Raw genomic sequence first — 16,887 nt, forward strand, 5'->3', positions numbered from 1 at the left:
AATTATGAGTAGAATTTTGGATAATGAATTGATGGGAGACGAGGAGCTCGTAGAGCGCACATTGCGTCCCCAGTATTTACGAGAATACATCGGTCAAGACAAGGTCAAAAATCAATTGAAAATTTTCATTGAGGCAGCTAAACTGCGAGATGAGGCGCTAGATCACACGTTGCTTTTTGGACCTCCAGGGTTGGGAAAGACCACTATGGCTTTCGTCATTGCCAATGAACTGGGAGTCAATCTCAAGCAAACTTCGGGTCCAGTTATTGAGAAAGCGGGCGATTTGGTAGCAATCTTGAACGATTTGGAGCCGGGAGATGTTCTCTTTATTGATGAGATTCATCGCTTGCCTATGTCTGTTGAAGAGGTGCTCTATAGCGCTATGGAAGATTTCTACATTGATATTATGATTGGAACGGGTGAGGCGAGCCGTAGTGTTCACTTGGACTTGCCACCGTTTACTTTGATTGGAGCAACAACGCGGGCAGGTATGTTGTCAAATCCCTTGCGGGCTCGCTTTGGTATTACTGGACATATGGAATACTATGAGGAGACGGATTTGACCGAGATTGTAGAGCGAACGGCCGAAATCTTTGAGATGGAGGTTACACATGAAGCGGCTGAGGAGTTGGCTTTACGTAGCAGAGGGACCCCTCGAATTGCCAATCGGCTTCTCAAACGCGTACGAGATTTTGCTCAGATTATGGGCAACGGACTAATTGATGACCAAATTACTGATCAAGCCCTGACGATGCTTGATGTGGATCAGGAAGGTCTAGATTATGTGGATCAGAAGATTCTCAAGACCATGATTGAAGTGTATGGCGGCGGGCCAGTTGGTCTGGGAACTTTGTCTGTTAATATAGCAGAAGAGCAGGAAACGGTAGAGGATATGTATGAGCCTTATTTGATCCAGAAAGGCTTTGTCATGCGGACACGAACAGGGCGCGTGGCAACCCGTAAGGCTTACGAGCATTTGGGTTATGAGTATTTGGAGAAATAACATGCTGTCCGAAAAAGAGATTTTACATGCGTTTTCATCAGACCGAGATATGATGACTATCTTACAGATTATCTATGACTTGAAATTGAAAGACAGCTGGCTTTGTGCTGGTTCGGTGCGAAATTTCATCTGGAATATCCTGTCGGACAAGCCCGGCTTTGATACAGAGACGGATGTGGATGTGATTTTCTTTGACCCAGATGTTTCTTATGAGGAAACACTCAACATTGAAAATCGGCTCAAGCGAGAATTTCCACATTACCATTGGGAAGTCAAGAATCAAGTCTATATGCATATCCACAGTCCAAATACCCAACCCTATACTAGCTCACAAGATGCCATGAGTAAATATCCAGAGCGTTGTACAGCTGTAGGCTTACGTTTGTTGGATAATGGACGGCTGGAATTCTTTGCTCCCTATGGCTTAGACGACATCCTCCATTTTCGTGTTCAGCCGACTCCGCATTTCTTAACAGATCCAGCGAGAAAAGCTCTTTATGAACAACGACTGAGCAAAAAGAATTGGCAGAAGAAGTGGAACAATCTTCAAATTGAATTTCTTTAAAATTTCTCAAAAATAGTAAAATCTTTAAGAAAAATTTAAGTCAGAATCGGTATACTATAATTACAAGTTGAGAAGAACTTAACTTGAACTCCTAAAAACTTTTCTTTTTCATAATAATCTCCCTGAACTCCACCGAAAAAGGTGGAGTTTTTTGTGCTTTTTTAAAATTATATAAAAATTGGCTCTTTGTCAACTGTAGTGGGTTGATGTCAGCTAACATCACGAGAGGACGAGATTCGTTCTCTCTTTTTTGTGTTTAAGGTGATGAGAATGCGTTTCTTGAAGTTATCAAAGTTCCTGAATCCAAAAGCGTTTCGCTTAATGACCTTGATGAGATTGTTAGTCGCTTCCAGCTTGGCGTTGGAGTAGGGGAGTTCCAAGGCGTTGGTAATCTTGTCTCTGTCCTTCAGAAAAGTTCGAAAGACGGTTTGAAAAATCGGGTGAACAGCTGAAAGATTCTCCTCCATCAGGTCAAAGAAATAGTCAGCTTGCTTTTCCTGAAAGTGAAAGAGCAGGAGCTGGTAAAGCTCATAGTGCTGTCGAAGTTGGTCCGAATAGCTGAGCAGCTGATGGAGAATCTCTTGATTGGTTAAATGCGCCCGAAAAGCTGGTCTGTAAAAACGCTTATGGCTGAGCTTGCGGCTGTCCTGCTGGAGGAGTTTCCAATAGCGTTTGAGGGTTCGGTATTCCTGAGATTTTCGGTCGAATTGGTTCATGATTTGGATGCGGACACGGTTCATAGCTCGGCTGAGGTGCTGTATAATGTGGAAACGATCGAGAACAATTTGGGCATGCGGGAAAAGCTGCTTGGCCAGCTGATAGTAAGGACTGAACATGTCCATGGTCATCACTTTGACCCCCCTACGAAACTGTCTAGGATAGCGTAGAAAATGATTTCGAATGACCGCTTGGGTTCTGCCGTCCAGGATGGCTAGGACTCCATTGGTATTAAAATCCTGAGCGATAAAGCTCATCTTCCCTTTCTTGAAGCTATACTCATCCCAGCTCATGATTTCTGGCAGTTTCTGCCAGTTGGTTTCAAATTTGAATTCCTTGAGCTTGCGAATGACGGTTGAGGTTGAGATTGAGAGCCTGTGGGCAATATCAGTCATGGCTTGCTTCTCAACCAATAATTGAGCGATTTTTTGTTTGACTGCAGAGGCAATCTGGTGATTTTTCTGGACGAGGGAGGTTTCAGCGACGGCCATTTTCCTGCATCCTTTACAGCGAAAGCGCCGCTTTTTGAGTCGGATAAGAGTTTTGTATCCCGCTGTCTCCAGATAAGGGATTTTAGAAGGTTTCTGGAAGTCGTATTTGGCCATCTGTCCCTTGCAGGCAGGGCATGGAGGTGCATCATAGTCAAGGTGGGCCAGGATTTCTTTGTGAGTGCTGGCATCAAAAAGATTGTCTATTTTGATATTTTTGTCTTCAATTCCAAGAAGTTTTGTGATAAAATCGAATTGTTCCATATGAGTCTTTCTAATGAGTAGTTTGGTCGCTTTTCATTATAGGTCATATGGGACTTTTTGTATACACAAAAATAGCTCCATAATCTCTGCGGTAGTTTTACCCACTACAGAAATTATAGAGCCTAAAAATTAACCCGTGGTGCTAGTTAAGTTCAAAATAGCTCAAATGATAAGCCAATAGGATTTGTTCAATCCTCAACTGTAGTCCAGCTACTCCTCTGGCGAAGGTGTGTTCCATATCAAAGAGAGCACATAACTCAGAAAAGCGCGTTTCAATGGTTCGCCTCATAGCCAGTAATCTCCCATTGTTATGCTGGCTCGCTCCTTCCATGTTCTGACGCAGTGGGGTCCATAAGTGATACCCTCTCTGTTTCAACCGATCTTTAAGAGCCTGGCTGAGATAACCTAAATCTGCTAAAATCACAGATTGTTGGCAGCCTTCCAATAAATCCTCCACCGCTTTGATATCATGAACAGCAGCTGAGGTGACAATATAGTTCAGAATATAGCCAGATAAGGTAACGAGCATGTGAACTTTGAAACCATAGAACCATAAGTGTTTTGACGCATTGTAGCCAATGTCTGCCACTCCTTCGAAAATACTTGCCCTATGGTTACGAACAGACTGACAAAGTGGTAGGGGAGAACTGTCTACGATGGCAATCGTATCGGAGGAGATTTGGTCATTCATCGCTTGTCGAATGAGTTGTAGCAGCCAAATCAACTGTCTTGAGCGACGATTAAAGCGACTTCTTTCAAGCATTTGGCCACAAGGAAATAGTTGGCAGATTCGGTGAAAATGATGTTGGGATTTGATTCTTAGTTCAGCTTGCAAGAGCAGTAAGACTAATAGAGATTCATCCGAAACTTTTGACAAGCTGACATTACGGCGATGCTTCAATGAATCAGGGTAATAATCCCGATAAAGCTGATGACAAATTTTGGATAATTGCTTCATATTCCATTGTAAATGATGGGATTTAGCGGTATACTGTAAATGTCTCATTTGGACAACCTCCTGTTTGTTTCGTCACTTACAGTATAGTCCAAATGGGCTTTTTATGGTGTTTTGAGGTTAACTAGCACCACGAGTAAAAATTAGAAAAAAGACATAAGAAGTTTACAAAATGTAAACATTCTAAGATATAACTATTGACTGATGAAGGTTATTGCAGTATAATAATATAGATATTTAATTATCCGCAATAGTGAGAGACACAGTTAAAGAATAAAAGAGACACAGTTAAAGAATAAATAGGAGACAAAGTTCATGTTCAAGTCAATAGGAAAAAGAATTGCTATGACAGCCATAGCGGTTTTCAGTTTTCTTTTGTTGGTTTTTTCTGCGAAGAATACTATGGCAATTTCGCGGATTAAAGACGACACAGATTTATCTAAGATAAACTTGTACCAATTTACTTTGAGACAGGATAATATGGAAGTCCTTAACCAGAATGCAGCTGTAGTTAAGGATGTTGTTCCTGCTAATGGCTCTTGGAAAGAAAGCACAGTTTTTTCTTTGAAGGTAGATAAGAATCAAAATAGCCAGTCTTTTCCAAATACGATAACACTACGATTTAAAAATGCTGGTATTGTTTATGGTAAAGTGGTTGATGTCTACGTTAAGGTTAATAATGTTACAGCTAATCTAGCTGAAAAGAATGCTGACTATAATAACTCATCAAAAACAGTAGTTCCTTTCTTAACGGTAGATGAAAATTGGGGCACAAAATCCATTCAAATTATGGATTATATTTATCCAAATCATCCAACGGTGACACATGATATCTATCAATCTTACTGGATCAACGCTAATGTTACTGCTGAGTTGCGATATCAAGATGGAACCCCCTGTGATTTAAAATTAGTTATGACACCATCTGATATTGATGTCATCAGTAATATCCATGGACAAACCCTTAAAGAATCTTTTACATTGGAAAATGCTACTAGTACTATTGCAAAGATAGTAACCAATAATGCCAACAACTTGGCAGAAGTAGCGTCTGGAGGTAATATTACTTGGACCCCTACTGATCCTAATGGAACAAGCGGTGACTGGTACGAACATAATAAAACAGGTCTTGCAGTACGGTCAGTTAACAATACAGTGACATTTTCCTATGGAACAACTGCAAGTTGCGGAGGTCTCTTTGGGATTTATACTGAAGTACCCGCGGCTCCACCTGTTAAAACAGTCAGTACTGAAAAAGTGACTGCTAAGTCTGGGCAAGAGATTAATTATACAGTAAATTATACTGCTCCAGTTCCAGGGGTTGACTTGATTGGGAATCTGGATAGTATGAAGATGGCAGACACCTTTGATGAACGGCTCGATTTTAAAAGTTTAAGTGTTGTTTTAGATGGTAAGACATTAATAGAAGGAGAGGATTATACTGTAGATGTTTCTGGACAAACTGTCACGGTGACTCCAGCAGCTAAGTATCTAGCTAAAGGGAACGGTGGTAAAAATTATGTTATCACTTATAAGACGGTAACTAATAGTAAAATTGAGCAAAATGGTTCAGATATTGAAAATCGAGCTGAACAAATTCTAGATAATGTTCCGTCCCACTCTAATACGGTTAAAACACAGGTACTTTTTAAGAAAACACACGAATATCGAAGCGGAACACTAGGTAAAGAACTACCGCAATCTGTTTTGGATTTACTTCCACCGGCTCAATTAGATATTCCAAATGGAACAACGGTTACACCTGACCCACCAAAGAATAATATCCAAAAAGTCAGTGTACCAGAAGGAAATTGGGTCTTTAAAGGCTACGACAAAGAATCAGAAGTCATTAACAACAAGGATGCTCATTTTATCGGAATTTGGGTGATTGAAGAGTATGCTAAACCAGTAAAGGATGTTACCGATACAGCCGGGACTAGTATTAATGGTCAAAGCGTTAAGCCTGGCGATGTTTTAACTTATACAATTAGTTATACAAATACGACGGATAGCGATCGTGAAGTAACTATTACAGATACAATTCCAAAATCAACAACTTATGTTAATGGCTCCGCAGATAATGATGGTGTCTATGCAGACGGGAAATTGACATGGAAAAAAACGGTTGCTAAAGACACTACTTTAAAAGTGACTTTCCAAGTAAAAGTTAATGATGATGTAAATGGTAAAGCTATAGAAAATACAGGACATGTGGATGATGGTCTACAAAAAATTGATACAAATCCAACCCATAATCCAACTCCTAAAAAACCAGTCAAAGATGTCTTGGATACTAAGGGCACTAGCATTGATGGTCAAGAAGTAAAACGTGGACAGGAATTGACATATACTGTAACTTATCAAAATACAACAGGACAAGCTCAGGATGTCACTATTACGGATGCAATCCCTGAACACACAACCTATGTTGAAAATTCGGCAGATAATGCTGGAACTTATGCGGACGGTAAAGTTACTTGGACTAAGAATGTAGCTGCAAATGAAACCTGGACAGTGAAATTCAAGGTTAAAGTTGATGACAAAGTTGATCAAGATAAAATTGAAAACACTGCTCAAGTCATTACTGGAAATAACACTGTAAAAACGAATACAACTAAAAATCCAACTCCTAAGCAATATAGTTTGCCAAGAACTGGAGGAACAGGCATTGGGATCTATCTAATGCTAGGTTCAGCTTTGGTAGTAGGTGCAGTTGCTGTGTTGACTTACCGTTTCTATCATAAACGAAAAGTTAACGGATAGACACATAGTAAATCATTAAAGTTGCTATTGTAAGGTTAATAAAAGGAGAAAAAATGAAACACATAAAATATATTTTAGCGGCCCTAGCTGCTGTACTAGCCGTCTTCACTGGTGGTAAAGTTTTAGCGGATAGCTATACAGTCACTTTAAATGGAACAACTACTGGACATACTTATGAAGCCTACCAAATTTTTGCTGGTGATTTGTCTGGAAGCACTCTTTCTAACATTAAATGGGGATCAGGAGTTAGTGCTGCCGGGCAAACTGCTCTTGGCGATGCGAGTGTCAAGGCAGAGAGCTTAGATGGAAAAGCAAAAGATGCTGCAGAAGCTCAAAAATTTGCTCAAGATGTTGCTCCATATTTACAAAATCCTGCTGCTACAGTAACGAGTACAGCTGGAACAACTACTTTTTCAGGCTTGGCTGCTGGTTACTACTTGATTAAAGACAAAAGTGGTTCTCAAGATGGAAAAGCTAGCTCATACACACGCTTCATTTTAGAAGTTGTGAAAGATACACAAGCAAATCTAAAGGCTGATGTTCCAACTATCGAGAAAAAAGTGCAAGATACAAATGGCTACCATGATGCAGTTGATTATGCTATTGGAGCTTCTGTTCCATTCCAATTAACTGCAACGCTGCCAAGTAACTACGACTCTTATAAAGAATATCATCTTTCATTTAATGATACTTTATCGGCAGGTTTGACTTATAATAAAGATGCGAAAGTTTATGTTATCAATAGTAATAATGAACAAGAAGTTACAAGTCAGTTTACTATTGATTCAAATGGTGCAAGTTATACAATCAACGATTTGAAGACTGTTACGACAGATGACAAAGGGCAAGCTGTTACCATTACAAAAGATTCTAAAATCGTCGTTCGTTATACTGCAAAATTAAACGACCAAGCTGTGATTGGTTCAACTGGAAATTCAAATACAGCTAGTTTGATTTATTCAAATGACCCAAATAGTACAGGTGGTGGTAGCAAAGGTGAAACGCCAAAAGATAAAGTTGTTGTCTTTACTTATCAAGTAGTTATCAATAAAGTTGACCAAGATAAACAAACTCCTTTGAAAGGTGCAGGTTTCACACTTTATAAGAAAGATGCTACTGGAAAGTATACGAAAGTAACAGAAATTGCCGCTGGAGAAACAACGACCTTTACTTTTAAAGGACTCAGCGCAGGTGATTATAAACTTTCTGAAACCCAAACTCCTGCTGGATATAATACGATTGCAGACGTAGAATTTAAAATTTCTGCTGAAATGGATCGCACATCTGATAATCCAACCTTGAAATCTTTAACGGCTACAGCAACTTCTACGAATAAGCTAACATTTACTAGCAATATCACTGATGGCTCATTGACCGCAAATGTTGTCAATAAAAAAGGTTCAATCCTCCCGTCAACAGGTAGCATTGGGACAACAATTCTTTATGCTGTTGGAACAATCTTAGTTCTTGGTTCAGGTGCTTTGCTTATCGTAAGAAAGCGTATGAATACAAAATGATTTAGAGTTTGAGACAGACTCAAGCAAAAGAGATGGACAAATTGCTTCTATCTCTTTTATTTGCTATACAAGGGGAACTCATTTAACATGATTACTTTTATTAAAAAACACTTTATTACTTTTATATTAGTTATCATCTTGTTAAGTGGGTTATCATTACTCCTATATCCTACACTTAGCAATATCTGGAATTCTTATCATCAGTCGGAAGCAATCGCATCTTATAAGCATCATGTAGCAGATATGAAGCAGAGTAAAGAAGAGGAAATGCTATCTGCTGCTCATGCTTATAATAAAACTTTAGCGACAGGAGTAACCCCCCTTTTAAATCTGACAAAGTCCGAAATAGAAACGTATAATCATATCTTGGATGTCACAGGTACGGGCATTATGGCTTATGTTGAGATTCCTAAGCTAAAGACGACTATGCCTATCTATCATGGGACTGATGAAGCTATTTTAGAAATAGCAATTGGGCATATCCCTGGGACTTCATTTCCAGTAGGTGGGAAAGGGACGCACTCTGTTATTTCTGGACATCGTGGTTTGCCCTCTGCTAATCTATTTACTAATCTTAACCATTTGAAAAATGGCGATAGGTTTATGATTCATGTATTAGGTAAAACTTTAACTTATAAAGTGGATCAAATTTTGACAGTTAAACCAGAAGAGATTTCAGCCTTGAAGATTGATCCAAATCAGGATTACTGTACCCTTGTTACCTGTACGCCTTATGGTGTGAATACTCATCGATTGTTGGTAAGAGGTCATCGAGTAGTTACTCCAAAAACAATAAAAAATCATAAAACAGAATCAAGTAACGATTTTTGGCAAATCATGGGGAGTAGTGTTGTGTTGCTTTTAGTGGTGGTTGGCTGGGGATTTCATTCTCGAAAAGTGAGAAAAGGCAGGCGCAGCAGACGGTCAACTTAGAGTGTCGTTGATTCACTAATAATTATATGCGCAATTTGAGATTGAGGACAATTCGTTCTCAATCTTTTTATTTGTATACGAAGATAACAGTTTCTAAATTGAAAAATGAAGTTTTTCAAAAAAATCTCAAGGGTTTAAATTCCTATTTTTTTAGATTTTGTTATAATAGTAAAGAGGTCTATGCTATGAAGAAAATTGTGTTTGTTTGCTTGGGAAATATCTGTCGCAGTCCGATGGCAGAGTTTGTGATGAAAGATTTGACAGATGATGTTTATGTTGAAAGTCGGGCGACTTCAGACTGGGAGCATGGCAATCCAATCCACTCTGGAACGCAGGCGATTTTTAAAAAATATGCCATTCCTTATGACAAAAGCAAAACTTCTCAACAAATTTCACAGCAGGATTTTGTAGACTTTGATTATATTATCGGAATGGATAAATCCAATTTTCAAGATTTGAGGAAAATTGCACCGGGAAAATATCTGGAGAAAGTATTTCAATTTGAAGAGAGAAGTGTGCCAGATCCTTGGTACACAGGTGATTTTGACGAGACTTATCGGCTTATTTTGGCAGGTTGTCAGAAATGGATTGAGCGCGTGAAGAGCGAAGATTAGTGGAGAGAATGGATACATTAAAAGAATTTTACGAAAAGTACAAAATTTATCTCACAAGGCATAACTTGGAATTGCTAGCAGTAACGGTTATTGTCCTATCAGCGATGGTGGCTTTTACATCAGGTATTCCCAGTCAAGGGGCATTGACCTTGGATAAAGGAGCACTCAAATATAATGGCAGCCTTGTTCGTGGTAAAATGAATGGTCAAGGAACCTTAACCTTTAAAAATGGGGATACTTATAAAGGTAATTTTAAGAACGGTACTTTTAATGGGAAAGGAACCTTTATAGCTAAAGCTGGTTGGAAGTATGAAGGCAACTTTGTGAATGGACAGCCTGAAGGGCAAGGCAAATTAACAACAGAAAATAATGTTGTCTACAAGGGAAAGTTTAAACAGGGGATTTATCAAAATGCGCATTAAATGGTTTTCATTAGTGAGGATTACAGGATTACTCCTAGTTCTGCTCTATCATTTCTTCCAGAAAGCTTTTCCTGGCGGTTTTATTGGTGTGGATATTTTCTTCACTTTCTCAGGCTTTTTGATTACATCTCTCTTGATTGATGAATTTGCCAGAGACAAAGACATTGATGTTAAAGGATTCTTGAGACGTCGCTTTTATCGGATTGTGCCACCGCTTGTCTTTATGATTTTGCTTATCATGCCCTTTACCTTGCTGATTCGGAAGGATTTTGTGGCTGATATTGGGATGCAAATCGCTGCTACGCTTGGCTTTGTGACAAATTTTTATGAAATTTTGTCTGGTGGAAATTACGAGAGTCAATTTATCCAACATCTCTTTGTGCACACATGGAGCTTGGCTTTGGAGATGCACTACTATATCTTGTGGGGCTTGGCAACATGGTATTTAGCGAAGAAAAGTAAAACCATTGGGCAATTTCGTGGTATTATCTTTCTTTTATCATCTGCTTTGTTCTTGATTAGTTTTCTCTCTATGTTTGTCAGAAGTTTCTTCTCTTCAAACTTTTCTGTGATTTACTTTTCAAGTTTCACGCATATCTTCCCGTTTTTTGCAGGAAGTATTTTAGCGACACTTTCGGGTGTGAGTGATTTGGGAGCACCTTTTCGTAAAATGGAGCAGGCGCTTGATTTAAAAAAGACCTTCTATTTACTTGGTGGTAGTTTTGCAGCTTTGCTGTTACTAACGTTCCTCTTGAGATTTGATAATTTATTGACTTATCTGTTTGGTTTCCTTTTGGCAACGGTATTTTCAGTCGTGATGATTTTGGCAACACGTGTGCTTCATGATAAAACGTCGCATGTTGATGAGCCGCCTGTTATCACATTTATTGCAGATACGAGTTACGGCGTGTATTTGTTCCATTGGCCGTTTTACATCATCTTTTCCCAATTGATGGGCAATGGATGGGCAGTTCTATTGACAACCGTGCTTTCCTTTGCCTTGTCTGCTTTCTCTTTCTATCTGTTAGAGCCGACATTAGCAGGTAGAGAGCCAAAAGTATTTGGCTTGAAGATGGACATCAAGCAAATCACAACGCCTGTATTTTATAGTTTGATTCCATTAACACTGGTCGCTTTGGTCATGATCGTGACTGCTCCGAAAATTGGTGCTTTTGAAGAAAATTTGCTCGTCAATGGGTTAAATCAAGCTGACAGTAAAATGCAGATCACTCGTACCCAAGCTGATAATGTGAGTGCCAGTCAATACAACGTAGCAAAGGGTACAACCGTTATCGGAGATTCGGTAGCTTTGCGAGCAAGTGAATGGCTCAAGCAGGCTATGCCGGAAATTCAAGTGGATGCAGCAGTCAGTCGAAACTTAGAATCGGGCTTGCAAGTCTATCAAACTGATATTTCAAACAAGGTGCTTCTGGAAACAGTGGTCTTAGCCTTGGGAACCAATACGGTTGATAACTACGAAAGTTTGCTCAATCAATTTATTGAGAAACTACCGAAAGGACATCGTTTGGTTTTAGTGACGCCGTATGATGGTCGCACAGCACATAATGCTTCTAGCCTGGCATTCAAAACCCGTCAGTATGAATTGGAATTGGCGAAAAAATACGATTATGTCTTTGTAGCAGATTGGTATCAAACTGCTATCGAACACCCAGAAATTTGGTACGGAACTGACTATGTGCACTTTGGCTCGGAGACAACAACAATCACCAAGGGCGGTGAGCTCTATGCACAAACCGTTAAACAAGCCATTGATGAAGCTGTGAAAAAAGGAACGGTGAAGAAATAATAGTAAATAATTAGAAGTCATGGATTGCCTTGCGATTCATGACTTTTGTGTACTGTAAAAAGGATAGTAGGGTAGAACGAGGGTGGAGGAATACATGGCAAAAATGCTCTTTTTTACATAACTTTTGTTTTAGGAAATCTTGAAAAAGTATGTGAAATATATAATTTTATGTTTTAAAATTCACAAACAATGTTTTTAAATATAATAGAAAACTCATGTTTTGAAATAACTTCACAATATAAAAGAAAAAGTTTGTGAAGTTTGCATGAAACTGTTTACAAGAGAAAAAAAATAAGGTATAATAATCTTGTGAAAAATTTAACAAAGGGTTTATAAAAATCCTAAAAACCATTGGAGGAACACATGGCTGATAAAAAAACATTAACTCCCGAAGAAAAAAAGTTAGCTGCTGAAAAGCATGTTGACGAACTTGTTCAAAAAGGGCTAGTTGCTCTGGAAGAAATGAGAAAATTAAATCAAGAACAAGTAGACTACATTGTTGCAAAAGCTTCAGTTGCTGCTCTTGATGCACATGGTATCTTAGCAGAACATGCTGTTAAAGAAACAGGTCGCGGTGTCTTTGAAGACAAAGCAACAAAAAACCTTTTTGCCTGCGAACACGTTGTTAACAATATGCGTGGTGTTAAAACTGTTGGTGTGATTGAAGATGATCCTATTACAGGTTTAACGAAAATTGCTGAACCGGTCGGAGTAATCTGCGGAATCACTCCAACGACCAACCCAACTTCAACAGCGATTTTCAAATCATTGATTTCATTGAAAACGCGGAATCCAATTATCTTTGCTTTCCATCCATCTGCTCAAGAATCTTCTGCTCATGCGGCACAAATCGTACGTGATGCAGCGATTGCAGCAGGTGCACCTGAAAACTGTGTTCAATGGATTACACAGCCATCTATGGAAGCAACAACAGCTTTGATGAACCACGAAGGTATTGCAACAATCCTTGCGACTGGTGGGAACGCCATGGTAAAAGCTGCTTATTCATGTGGCAAACCTGCTCTTGGAGTTGGTGCTGGTAACGTTCCAGCTTACGTTGAAAAATCAGCAAATATCCGCCAAGCAGCACATGATATCGTGATGTCCAAATCATTTGATAATGGTATGGTCTGTGCATCTGAGCAAGCTGTGATCATTGATAAAGAAATCTATGATGAATTTGTAACAGAATTCAAATCTTACCATACTTACTTTGTCAGCAAGAAAGAAAAAGCGCTTTTGGAAGAATTTTGTTTTGGTGCAAAAGCCAACAGCAAGAACTGCGCTGGTGCAAAATTGAATCCAAATATTGTTGGTAAACCAGCTACATGGATTGCTGAGCAAGCAGGATTCAAAGTACCAGAAGGTACAAATATCTTGGCTGCTGAATGTGCAGAAGTTGGAATTAAAGAACCATTGACTCGTGAAAAATTATCACCTGTTATTGCGGTTTTGAAAGCTGAAGATACTGAAGATGGACTTAAAAAAGCTCGTCAAATGGTTGAATTTAATGGTCTAGGACACTCAGCTGCTATCCATACAAAAGACGAAGCTCTTGCAAAACGTTTCGGTACGGAAATAAAGGCAATGCGTATCATATGGAACTCTCCATCTACCTTTGGTGGTATCGGTGATGTATATAACGCCTTCATTCCATCATTAACACTTGGATGTGGTTCATACGGACACAACTCAGTTGGTGATAACGTATCAGCTATCAACCTTCTTAACATCAAGAAAGTAGGGAAACGTAGAAATAATATGCAATGGTTTAAAGTTCCTTCAAAAATCTACTTCGAACGTAACGCAATCCAATACCTTCAAACTTGCGAAGGTATCGAACGTGTCATGATTGTTACCGATAAATCAATTGAAAAACTCGGTTTTGTACAACGTGTGATTGACCAATTGAATCTTCGTAAAAACAAAGTCACGATTCAAGTCTTCTCAGATGTTGAACCAGATCCAGATATCACAACAGTTCGTCGTGGTGTTGAAGTAATGCGCTCGTTTGAACCAGATACTATCATTGCCCTTGGTGGTGGCTCACCAATGGATGCGGCTAAAGGTATGTGGATGTTCTATGAACAGCCAGACGTTGACTTCGGTGACCTCGTTCAAAAATTCATGGATATCCGTAAACGTGCCTTCAAATTCCCATCACTTGGTAAGAAAGCACAATATATCGGTATTCCAACAACATCTGGTACAGGTTCAGAAGTAACACCGTTTGCAGTTATTTCTGATAAGGCAAATAATCGTAAATACCCAATCACTGACTATGCATTGACACCAACTATTGCAATTGTTGACCCTGCTTTGGTAGAATCTGTTCCAGCATTTATTGCTGCCGACACAGGTATGGATGTTCTAACTCACGTTACAGAAGCCTATACTTCAAACTTTGCTAATGACTATACAGATGGTATTGCCCTTCAAACTATTAAGTTGGTCTTTAAATACTTGGAAAAATCTGTAAAAACGGCTGACCCAGAAGCCCGTGAAAAGATGCACAATGCCTCTACAATGGCTGGTATGGCCTTTGCAAATGCCTTCCTTGGAATGAGTCACTCAATGGCGCATAAGATTGGTGCTGTTCACCACACCATTCACGGACGTACAAATGCTATTTTACTTCCTTATGTTATCCGTTACAATGGAACTCGTCCATCTAAAACTACAACATGGCCTAAGTACAACTACTGGAAAGCTGATGAAAAATTCCAAGATATTGCTCGTATGCTAGGTCTTCCTTGCTCAACACCAGAAGAAGCGGTTGAAGCGTATGCCAAAGCTGTTTATGACCTTGGTGTAGCGGTTGGCATCAAGATGAACTTTAAAGATCAAGGTATTGATGAAAAAACTTGGAAAGATAGCTTACATGATATTGCCGTTCTTGCTTATGAAGACCAATGTTCACCAGCAAATCCACGCTTGCCAATAGTTACTGACATGGAAGAAATTATGGCTGATGCCTACTATGGCTATGCAGAACGTCCAGGACGTCGTAAATAGACAGTAAAGTTTGTTCTAATTTGAATCGTTCGTCATTGTACAGACAATGTATTCAGATTTTTAGACATAAATCAGTTTATCAGTCACCATCTCCCTGCTTTTGTAGGGAGATTTTTCTATTTGGAGAGAGTGTTCTTTCTCTTGCTTGATATTGTATGCGTTTTCCTGTAAACTAGTTGTGAAAAAAGGAGGGCGGTCATGTTTCAATTGTTGGTATTTGATAGGGACGATGTCATTGTGGATACAGAAAATCTTATACTTCTCTTTTCCCTAAAATATCATAATAGACTGATAAGTTTTGAATCTGTAAATTTGATACTAAAATAATGAAAAGTTGATGTTAAAGCATTATGAGTGTTATAATATAATTGTGTAAACGGTTTCTAAAATAGATGATATTTATAAAAATAAGGAGGAAATATAATGTCAGTATTTTATGTTCCATCAGTTAATCTTATTGGTTGTGGTGTGATTAATGAAATAGGTGGTCATATCAAAGAGTTGGGGTATAAGAAAGCTCTCTTGGTGACAGACCATTATATTGCAAGTAGTGACATTTTACCTAAGGTAACTGCACCACTTGATAAGGAAGGTATTGAGTATGTCGTTTTTAGTGATGTTGAGCCAAATCCAACTGTAAAAAATGTTGAAGACGGTTTAGCTGTTTTGCAAGATAATAATTGTGATTTTATTATTTCACTTGGTGGTGGTTCGCCACAAGATGCTGCAAGTAGTATTTCAATTCTTGCAACGAATGGCGGGCGTCCGCAAGATTACGAAGGCGTTCACAAATCAAAGGAAAAAGGCTTGCCGGTTGTAGCAATCAATACGACAGCAGGAACATCAGCTGAAATCACGATTAACTATGTTATTACTGATGAAGAGCGTAAAGTAAAAATGGTTATGGTTGATAAGAATAGCCTTGCGCTCCTGTCAGTAAATGATCCAGAATTGATGATTTCAAAACCAAAAGCTTTGACAGCTGCAACAGGTATGGATGCTCTTACACATGCGGTTGAAGCTTTGGTAACACCAGGTGCGTATAATGTGACGAAAAAATTGTCTATTGGTGCAATTGAGTTAATTAAAGAATTTTTACCTCGTGCTGTTGAAAATGGCCATGACATTGAAGCACGCGAAGCTATGGTTAATGCGATTTTCCTAGGTGGTATGGCCTTTAATAATGCTGGGCTAGGTTATGTACACTCTATGGCTCATCAACTTGGAGCAGTTTACAATCTTCCTCACGGTGTTTGCTGTGCCATGCTTTTACCAGTTGTAGAGCGTGAAAATGCGAAACGTGTGCCAGAAGCATTCCGAAATGTTGCAAAAGCTCTTGGTCTCCATACGGAAGGTAAAAGTGATAAAGAATGCGCTGATTATGCCATTTCTGAAATTGAAAAATTATCAGCAACTGTGGGCATTCCGAAAAAATTGACAGAACTGGACATTAAAGAAGAGGAATTTGACTTTGAATACCTTTCTAAAAATGCACTCATTGATGCTTGTGCACCAGGAAATCCATTTATGCCAACCTTAGAAGAAACGATTGCTCTTTACAAAGAGTTGTTTTAAGCGCTGATTTGTCGTAAAAATAAAAAAGCGAGATAGAACTAATATTTGAAAATTTTTAGTCAGTAGTTTCAACTTCGCAAAGTTGTTCAATAGCCTCTCGGGCTGTCAAAGTGGTGAATGAAGAGAAACGCAGTTTTCGTCAAAAATACTCATCTAAGCTTGAAAAATGACTAAGGAGTGGTTTGCTTTGCTGTAACTTTAAAGAAGTATTTAGATATTAGCTACTATGTCAAAAGCTTTTTGCTATTA

Annotated in this window: 12 protein-coding genes; 10 read left to right on the plus strand and 2 right to left on the minus strand. The window is 38.9% G+C overall.

Annotation, left to right across the window (positions count from 1 at the left end; all coding sequences use genetic code 11):
* The first annotated feature begins 4 nt into the window (after nucleotides 1–4).
* Nucleotides 5–1,003 (plus strand): Holliday junction branch migration DNA helicase RuvB, encoded by a 999-nt coding sequence (gene ruvB / locus SanJ4206_RS00425; protein ID WP_157621993.1) that lies wholly within the window; start codon nucleotides 5–7, stop codon nucleotides 1,001–1,003.
* Nucleotide 1,004: 1 nt separating this feature from the next.
* Nucleotides 1,005–1,568: a nucleotidyltransferase family protein gene (locus SanJ4206_RS00430; protein WP_037582569.1), complete on the plus strand. Its 564-nt coding sequence runs from the start codon at nucleotides 1,005–1,007 to the stop codon at nucleotides 1,566–1,568.
* Between the two features lie 219 nt (nucleotides 1,569–1,787).
* Here the strand turns inward: SanJ4206_RS00430 and SanJ4206_RS00435 are convergent.
* Nucleotides 1,788–3,037, minus strand: a protein-coding gene (locus SanJ4206_RS00435; protein ID WP_200886045.1) for an ISL3 family transposase whose coding sequence is annotated in 2 segments (ribosomal slippage) — nucleotides 1,788–1,822 and nucleotides 1,822–3,037 — 1,251 coding nt in all. Because the reading frame shifts where the segments join, the coding sequence is not laid out codon by codon here.
* Nucleotides 3,038–3,179: 142 nt separating this feature from the next.
* Nucleotides 3,180–4,043, minus strand: coding sequence for an IS982 family transposase (locus SanJ4206_RS00440; protein ID WP_022525239.1), 864 nt, complete (start codon nucleotides 4,041–4,043; stop codon nucleotides 3,180–3,182).
* A 264-nt stretch (nucleotides 4,044–4,307) separates the two neighbouring features.
* Here SanJ4206_RS00440 and SanJ4206_RS00445 point away from each other — a divergent pair, with 264 nt between their 5' ends.
* From SanJ4206_RS00445 to SanJ4206_RS00480, 8 genes are all read left to right on the plus strand, one after another.
* Nucleotides 4,308–6,755 (plus strand): Sgo0707 family adhesin, encoded by a 2,448-nt coding sequence (locus tag SanJ4206_RS00445; protein WP_003028546.1) that lies wholly within the window; start codon nucleotides 4,308–4,310, stop codon nucleotides 6,753–6,755.
* Between the two features lie 53 nt (nucleotides 6,756–6,808).
* On the plus strand, nucleotides 6,809–8,272 hold the full coding sequence (locus tag SanJ4206_RS00450; protein ID WP_003028547.1) for a SpaH/EbpB family LPXTG-anchored major pilin: 1,464 nt from the start codon (nucleotides 6,809–6,811) through the stop codon (nucleotides 8,270–8,272).
* An 87-nt stretch (nucleotides 8,273–8,359) separates the two neighbouring features.
* The gene (locus SanJ4206_RS00455; protein ID WP_003028548.1) at nucleotides 8,360–9,205 is read left to right on the plus strand and encodes a class C sortase; all 846 of its coding nucleotides are present in this window, start codon (nucleotides 8,360–8,362) and stop codon (nucleotides 9,203–9,205) included.
* A gap of 185 nt (nucleotides 9,206–9,390) precedes the next feature.
* Nucleotides 9,391–9,819, plus strand: a complete 429-nt coding sequence (locus tag SanJ4206_RS00460) for a low molecular weight protein-tyrosine-phosphatase (protein WP_003040862.1) — start codon at nucleotides 9,391–9,393, stop codon at nucleotides 9,817–9,819.
* Nucleotides 9,820–9,827: 8 nt separating this feature from the next.
* Complete coding sequence (locus tag SanJ4206_RS00465; RefSeq protein ID WP_157621994.1) at nucleotides 9,828–10,241, plus strand: MORN repeat-containing protein; 414 nt, start codon at nucleotides 9,828–9,830, stop codon at nucleotides 10,239–10,241.
* Nucleotides 10,231–12,048 (plus strand): acyltransferase family protein, encoded by a 1,818-nt coding sequence (locus SanJ4206_RS00470; RefSeq protein ID WP_003028551.1) that lies wholly within the window; start codon nucleotides 10,231–10,233, stop codon nucleotides 12,046–12,048. Before SanJ4206_RS00465 ends, SanJ4206_RS00470 begins: the two co-directional genes overlap by 11 nt.
* A gap of 363 nt (nucleotides 12,049–12,411) precedes the next feature.
* A complete protein-coding gene (adhE, locus tag SanJ4206_RS00475) occupies nucleotides 12,412–15,063 on the plus strand; it encodes a bifunctional acetaldehyde-CoA/alcohol dehydrogenase (protein ID WP_003028552.1) in 2,652 nt (883 codons plus the stop codon).
* Between the two features lie 423 nt (nucleotides 15,064–15,486).
* Nucleotides 15,487–16,638 (plus strand): iron-containing alcohol dehydrogenase, encoded by a 1,152-nt coding sequence (locus tag SanJ4206_RS00480; protein WP_003028554.1) that lies wholly within the window; start codon nucleotides 15,487–15,489, stop codon nucleotides 16,636–16,638.
* The last annotated feature ends 249 nt before the right edge of the window (nucleotides 16,639–16,887 follow it).

The organism is Streptococcus anginosus, from assembly GCF_001697145.1.
GTDB lineage: Bacteria > Bacillota > Bacilli > Lactobacillales > Streptococcaceae > Streptococcus > Streptococcus hominis.

What these genes read in the sequence shown, in the direction of transcription:
- ruvB (WP_157621993.1), top strand. Translation starts at nt 5, where the DNA reads ATGAGTAGAATTTTGGATAATGAATTGATGGGAGACGAGGAGCTCGTA.
- SanJ4206_RS00430 (WP_037582569.1), top strand. Translation starts at nt 1,005, where the DNA reads ATGCTGTCCGAAAAAGAGATTTTACATGCGTTTTCATCAGACCGAGAT.
- SanJ4206_RS00440 (WP_022525239.1), bottom strand. Translation starts at nt 4,043, where the DNA reads ATGAGACATTTACAGTATACCGCTAAATCCCATCATTTACAATGGAAT.
- SanJ4206_RS00445 (WP_003028546.1), top strand. Translation starts at nt 4,308, where the DNA reads ATGTTCAAGTCAATAGGAAAAAGAATTGCTATGACAGCCATAGCGGTT.
- SanJ4206_RS00450 (WP_003028547.1), top strand. Translation starts at nt 6,809, where the DNA reads ATGAAACACATAAAATATATTTTAGCGGCCCTAGCTGCTGTACTAGCC.
- SanJ4206_RS00455 (WP_003028548.1), top strand. Translation starts at nt 8,360, where the DNA reads ATGATTACTTTTATTAAAAAACACTTTATTACTTTTATATTAGTTATC.
- SanJ4206_RS00460 (WP_003040862.1), top strand. Translation starts at nt 9,391, where the DNA reads ATGAAGAAAATTGTGTTTGTTTGCTTGGGAAATATCTGTCGCAGTCCG.
- SanJ4206_RS00465 (WP_157621994.1), top strand. Translation starts at nt 9,828, where the DNA reads ATGGATACATTAAAAGAATTTTACGAAAAGTACAAAATTTATCTCACA.
- SanJ4206_RS00470 (WP_003028551.1), top strand. Translation starts at nt 10,231, where the DNA reads ATGCGCATTAAATGGTTTTCATTAGTGAGGATTACAGGATTACTCCTA.
- adhE (WP_003028552.1), top strand. Translation starts at nt 12,412, where the DNA reads ATGGCTGATAAAAAAACATTAACTCCCGAAGAAAAAAAGTTAGCTGCT.
- SanJ4206_RS00480 (WP_003028554.1), top strand. Translation starts at nt 15,487, where the DNA reads ATGTCAGTATTTTATGTTCCATCAGTTAATCTTATTGGTTGTGGTGTG.